The sequence below is a fragment of the Shewanella sp. 10N.286.51.B2 genome (genome assembly GCF_041469265.1).
Taxonomy (GTDB): domain Bacteria; phylum Pseudomonadota; class Gammaproteobacteria; order Enterobacterales; family Shewanellaceae; genus Shewanella.
This window is the reverse complement of sequence record NZ_JBFRKH010000031.1, coordinates 84,331-90,034: the sequence shown is the minus strand read 5'-3', so window position 1 is coordinate 90,034 and position 5,704 is coordinate 84,331. Positions and strand designations below refer to the sequence as shown.

The following is a 5,704-nucleotide window of genomic DNA, read 5'->3' as shown; positions in this document are numbered from 1 at the left end:
GATTTCGATTTAAAGACTCGGAAGAATCTCTAAAACGTTTGTTACATATTGCTATGAACACTCATCGTTACATTGATAATAATTTTGATTGCTTCACTCTTTACGAGAAAGAATGAGCAATTTCGATTAACTCAACACCTGTGAGTGTCCACACAGATTTCTTGTTTGATTTGTTAAAGAGCGTTGCTAATTATGTAAGAAATAATCTTCTATATCAGCAGCCATTTGACGCTAGGTCGTTGGCTTAGGGATGCGTATTCTACACTTCCCGTTGTTGGCGTCAAGTCATTTTTAACGTTAATTTAAAATGCTTTTCAACCGGTTAATTATGACGCTTTAAAAGCAGCTTAATTAACGCTAACACCTTGAGGCTATTGGCCTGTCGTCGTGTCAGTGGATGCGCATTATAGGCAAGTTAAGATTTAGCGCAAGGGCTTTTATGCATAAAAATGCCTTTACCTGTTTGCTTGCTGGGATTTTAAACTAATCAGCTAGTTTTTATGCATTTTTAGCCCCCAACAGCGACTTTTTGGCTTTATACTGGGTGCAATTAAACAAATCAGGGATTTTATATGTTTAGCTCTATTCGTTGTTATCAAGGTATTCATCCTCAATTGGCAGATAATGTCTATGTAGATAGTGCAGCTGTTTTAGTGGGTGATATCACCCTAGACCATGATGCGAGTATTTGGCCTATGGTCGCTGCCCGTGGTGACGTGAACATTATTCGTATTGGCAAGCGCAGTAATGTGCAGGATGGTTCAGTTCTTCATGTGACCCGCAAGTCTCCATCAAAGCCTGAGGGTAATCCGCTGATCATTGGTGATGATGTCACTATTGGTCATAAAGCTATGCTGCACGGTTGCACGGTTGGTAATCGGGTCTTGGTTGGCATGGGAGCCATTTTATTGGATGGCGCGATTGTTGAGGATGATGTGATTATCGGCGCAGGTTCTTTAGTGCCACCAGGGAAAGTACTGCAAAGTGGTTTTCTTTATGTAGGAAGCCCTTGTAAACAGGTTCGCCCCTTAACTGATAATGAAATAGCTTTCTTACCACAATCAGCTGATAACTATGTCAGATTGAAAAATGAATACTTAGTAGATCTGCAGACTACAAGATAATTATAATTGTGCCCTACTATTATGATAGAAATAGCTAGTAGGGCTATAATTGATTGTGTAAAGCGATAAGACTCTTATATAGTAATGTTTCCCTGCGGATCAAATTCTTCTGCTTCTATCATCTCTTCGGCTATATCTTCTAGATCAAAACGTACTCGTTCGAATATTGCTAATGCCTGTTCTGCTTGCATAGGTTGTTCAGCTGCAGTTTGTTCACTGCTTATTAGCTGTAACAACTTTTCCTTGCTAACAATGCAATTGATATTCATGCCTTGCACTTGAGCACTAAACAGCATTGTTTGTTGTTGAGTATTCCATTCAACGAGATCGGTAAATATTACACTTTGGTTCATCTTGAGTACTCGGTGTTTTATTGGTTTATTTAAGTTGTGCTCTTAGGGTGTCATGAATTACCAGAGTGGCAGGTTTAACACCGCGCCAAATATAAAAGCTTTGGGCAGCTTGTCCCACCAACATTCCTAAACCATCGGCAACGGATTGCGCGCCGTTTGCTAAAGCCCATTGGTTAAATAAGGTAGTGTCAGCACCATATGACATGTCATAGCAGTTGGTGTGACTTGCTATGATCTGTTCAGGTAATTTAATCAACTCACCGGCTAATCCGGCTGAAGTCGAATTAATCACAATATCAAAGCTGTTATTGAGCTCATCGATGGGAGTTGCCTGCACACGTCCATACTCAGCGAAAATAGCTTGCAAGGTTTGTGCTTTAGCAAAAGTCCGATTACATATGGTTACTTGAGCCTGTGATTCTAGTAATGGTTTAAGGCAACCCCGTGCTGCGCCACCCGCTCCGATTAACAATACACGCTTACCCTTTAAAGCACCAAAGTGCTGCATGACATCGTTTACTAAGCCAATACCATCGGTATTGTCACCACGAATTCGTCCATCAGCTAAATAGATAAGGGTATTCACGGCTCCTGCCAGTTTTGCAAGATCACTTAACTCATCACATATGGCATAAGCTTGCTCTTTAAAAGGCGCGGTTACATTGGCGCCTTTGCCACCGTCATTGAAAAAAGCCATTAGGGACTGAGAAAACTGATCCACAGGTGCAAGAATTGCTTGATAGCTAATGTCCTGTCCAGTTTGACGCGCAAACTCAGTATGAATGAATGGCGATTTACTTTGTGCAATTGGATTGCCAAATACTGCATACTTATCGGTCATTAACTTTCTCTATTCCCTAATTATTAATTCAACTTATGAGCATGGCTTATTGAGTATAAGCTTGTGGCATAGTCGACTTCTGAATATAGCGGTCGCGTAGTTCATCTTGGCGACTTTGCATGTTTTGCACTTCACCGTTAATCCACATTGTTTGAATCGCACTACTGTACTCAAATGGATCACCGCTCCAAAGCACCATATCTGCAGGTTTTCCTGTGGCAATGCGACCAGCATCTAGATGGAAGATATCAGCAACATTAGCGGTTATTGACGCCATGGCTTGATTATAATCCATGCCATTGGCAACCGCATTACCTGCTGCGTAACGTAAACCATAAATGCCATGGGCATCACCCGGTGTCGCCAGTATCACTTTGACCCCAGCTTTACTTAATTTTCCGGCGTTATCCAGTGAATTATGTAAAGAGTCAAAACTTTCAGGTAAATTGCGCATCGCGTCCATCACCACAGGTATGTTTGCGGCGGCCAATTGCTCTGCAACCACAATAGCATCGGCAGCTTTAAGTAATACCAAATCGAGGTTAAAGCGAGCTTTTAAGTTAATTAGTTGCAAGATGTCACCGGCTCTGTCGACATCAACCACCATAGTGATATCACCTGCAAGTACAGCATTGAGTAGTAACTCTTCTTTGCTTGGCGGTTTTGTCGCATCGGCTTTTTTAGCATCAGCTTGTTTATCCGCAGCTAAAGCTGTTTGTCTTGCTTCAAGTTTATTAATCAGTTATTGCATACCGATAATACGTGAGCCTTCATGCACTGCGCCTAACTGCACCAATACGGCTTTTTCAGTTGCGACCACACTATCCCAGTGTCCTGTTAGCTCGACTTCAATAGCTTGGCCTGAAAAAATTGATTCTCCACCACCTGGTACCACGATATTGCGGCTAATGCCGCCTTTGCGGGCAAAGGCAATTGCGCTACTTTTAGGGTTAAAGGCTAAGCTTGGGTCGAAGCTGATATCAGCGTCTTTAGCATTAACATCACGGGTTATTTTTTCTTGACCGATTTCCACCAAACCTAAGTAGTTCATTGAGCCAATAAAGCCTGGGGTTAATACACTGCCTTTTGCATCAATAATATTATCCGCAATAACTGCTGAGTCATTTGATTGCTTGGCATTTACAGCGATGATGTGGCCATCTTCAATGACAACCGTAGCACTATCAAGTACGCCCTGTTCAGTTGAGGTATATACCTTAACATTAGTAATTGCCGTGGTTGCAGCAGACGCGATGATTGGGGTCAAACTCGCGAGCATAGCGCCAACGACCAGTGATTGGTTAAACTTTTTCATTGTATTGCTCCTTATTGTTGACCTAGCATGAAATCACTTTTAGCGCGGTAAGCATCGTCTTGATGATCAAACACTTTGGCGCCATCGATAAACACTTGCTCAGCTTTGGCATACACACTAAATGGATTGATATTCCAAATTACCACATCGGCGTTTTTACCCACTTCAAGGGAACCGGTTTTATCTGCAATACCTAATGACTTGGCCGCATTCGAGGTGATCCAACCAATAACGTGTTCTTCTTTTAGATCAAAACCGTTTTGATTAGCACTATGCATAATTTTGGCGGTTTCTTGGTTAAGGCGCTGAATGGTCACGCTAGAGTCGGAATGCACCACAGCGCAGGAGTTGTTGACCGCATCTACGATGGCTGCATTTTCAACCACCATGTCATAGGCTTCCATTTTAAAGCCCCACCAATCAGGCCACATTGCGGCGCAGTTACCATTTTCAGCTAACAACTCAGCTATTTTATAACCTTCAATTGCATGGTGGAATGTACCGGAGTGATAGTTAAACTCTTTGCCTAAATCCACCATCATCGCCATTTCTTCCGCTTTATAACAATGGTTATGAATTAAAATGTCACCCTCTAACACGCCGCGTAAAGTGTCTTTGGTAAGATCTCGCTCTGGCGCTGATGGGTTTAAACCAGCAGCATAATCCGCATCATATTTATCCCAAGCTCGCTTGTACTCAGTGGCCTCAATGAAAGCTTGACGATAACCCGCCATATTACCCATTCGGGTCATGGGCGCTTCTTTACGCTTTCTGCCATAGGCACCTTTAGGGTTTTCACCACAGGCCATTTTCAATCCATAAGGGGCTTGGGGGAACTTCATGCCTTGCATGGTGGTTGCTGGGATGTTTTTTAAGGTCACCCCGCGACCACCAATTAAATTGGCAGAGCCAGGTAAGATTTGTAAAGTGGTGATACCACCTTCACGGGCACGATTAAACCCCGGATCTTGCGGCCATACGCTATGCTCTGCCCACACTTCAGCGGTATTGGGAGAGGTCACTTCGTTGCCATCGCCATGGGCATCTGCGCTAGGGCTTGGATACACGCCAAGGTGTGAGTGAACATCTACAATACCTGGGGTTATCCATTTACCGCTAGCATCAATCACAGTGACATTGTCTTGACTTAATTGCCTGCCAACCGCATTAATTTTGCCATCCATCATTAGGACATCAGCGCCGTCGATTCTTTCACCTGTACCTGTTAGCACAGTAGCGTTAATCAGCAAGGTCGATGTTCTTGGCATCACTTGGTAAGTACTTGGGTAGGGATTTTTATTAATACTAACTTTAGGGTCTTGCTGGGCTGAGTTACAGCCAAGCAGGGCTGTTGAAATCGCAATTACAATTAATCTTGGTGCCATCTTGGCAATGATCTCGGTCCTCGTTATTATTGTTATTATTGTTATTATTGTTATTATTGTTATTAGAACGCCTAAGTTATCCGATAAGCATCTGACATCACAACAGATAAATTTAGCAAAACATTAACAAAATATGTTTATGGCTTAGTAAAGCGAGAGATATAAACGGGATTAATCGTTATAATCAAGCCACTTTCATTACTTGTACTCAGTGTCGATACCATGAATTGGTTAAAAAAACTTTTTAGCAATAAGGCGCAACCTGATGACCGAGATCCAAATCAGTCCAATGCCTATGATTTAATTGGTGGCGAGAAGACCATTCGCTTAATTGCCCAAAACTTTTACCAGCAGATGCAAAGCCGTGAAGACACACAGCCGCTACTAGCTATTCATCGCGCTCCAATTAAAGATTCACAACAAAAGTTATTTGAGTTTTTAAGTGGCTGGTTAGGTGGCCCACAGCTTTATCAGCAAAAGTATGGCCACCCGGCATTACGGGCACGGCATATGCCGTTTGATATTGACCAAACGATGGTTGATCAATGGTTAACCTGTATGGAGCAAGCCATTGCTGAGGCAATAAAAAAGCCTGAACATCAACAAGTGATATTTCAGGCCATTTCGCAGCTTGCCAATAATATGCGTAATAAAGATTAGCTTTCGAGCTTCAACCAATCTTGTGG

Annotated in this window: 7 protein-coding genes; 2 read left to right on the top strand and 5 right to left on the bottom strand. The window is 42.5% G+C overall.

Features of this window, described 5'->3' with window-relative positions; all coding sequences use genetic code 11:
* Positions 1-572 precede the first annotated feature (572 nt).
* Positions 573-1,124: a gamma carbonic anhydrase family protein gene (locus AB4140_RS09000; RefSeq protein WP_303446839.1), complete on the top strand. Its 552-nt coding sequence runs from the start codon at positions 573-575 to the stop codon at positions 1,122-1,124.
* 74 nt (positions 1,125-1,198) lie between these two features.
* On the opposite strand, the gene AB4140_RS08995 is transcribed toward AB4140_RS09000, so the two are convergent.
* The 5 genes from AB4140_RS08995 to AB4140_RS08975 form a co-directional block, all read right to left on the bottom strand.
* Complete coding sequence (locus AB4140_RS08995) at positions 1,199-1,477, bottom strand: DUF1488 domain-containing protein (RefSeq protein ID WP_102436280.1); 279 nt, start codon at positions 1,475-1,477, stop codon at positions 1,199-1,201.
* 25 nt (positions 1,478-1,502) lie between these two features.
* On the bottom strand, positions 1,503-2,318 hold the full coding sequence (gene aroE / locus AB4140_RS08990; RefSeq protein ID WP_372000655.1) for a shikimate dehydrogenase: 816 nt from the start codon (positions 2,316-2,318) through the stop codon (positions 1,503-1,505).
* Between the two features lie 46 nt (positions 2,319-2,364).
* Entirely contained in the window at positions 2,365-2,925 is a 561-nt protein-coding gene (locus AB4140_RS08985) for an amidohydrolase family protein (RefSeq protein WP_372000653.1), read from the bottom strand.
* Between the two features lie 135 nt (positions 2,926-3,060).
* Positions 3,061-3,633 (bottom strand): hypothetical protein, encoded by a 573-nt coding sequence (locus AB4140_RS08980; RefSeq protein WP_372000651.1) that lies wholly within the window; start codon positions 3,631-3,633, stop codon positions 3,061-3,063.
* 11 nt (positions 3,634-3,644) lie between these two features.
* On the bottom strand, positions 3,645-5,027 hold the full coding sequence (locus tag AB4140_RS08975; protein ID WP_372000657.1) for an amidohydrolase: 1,383 nt from the start codon (positions 5,025-5,027) through the stop codon (positions 3,645-3,647).
* A 213-nt stretch (positions 5,028-5,240) separates the two neighbouring features.
* On the opposite strand from AB4140_RS08975, the gene AB4140_RS08970 reads away from it, so the two are divergent.
* Entirely contained in the window at positions 5,241-5,678 is a 438-nt protein-coding gene (locus tag AB4140_RS08970) for a group II truncated hemoglobin (RefSeq protein WP_102436288.1), read from the top strand.
* Positions 5,679-5,704 lie beyond the last annotated feature (26 nt).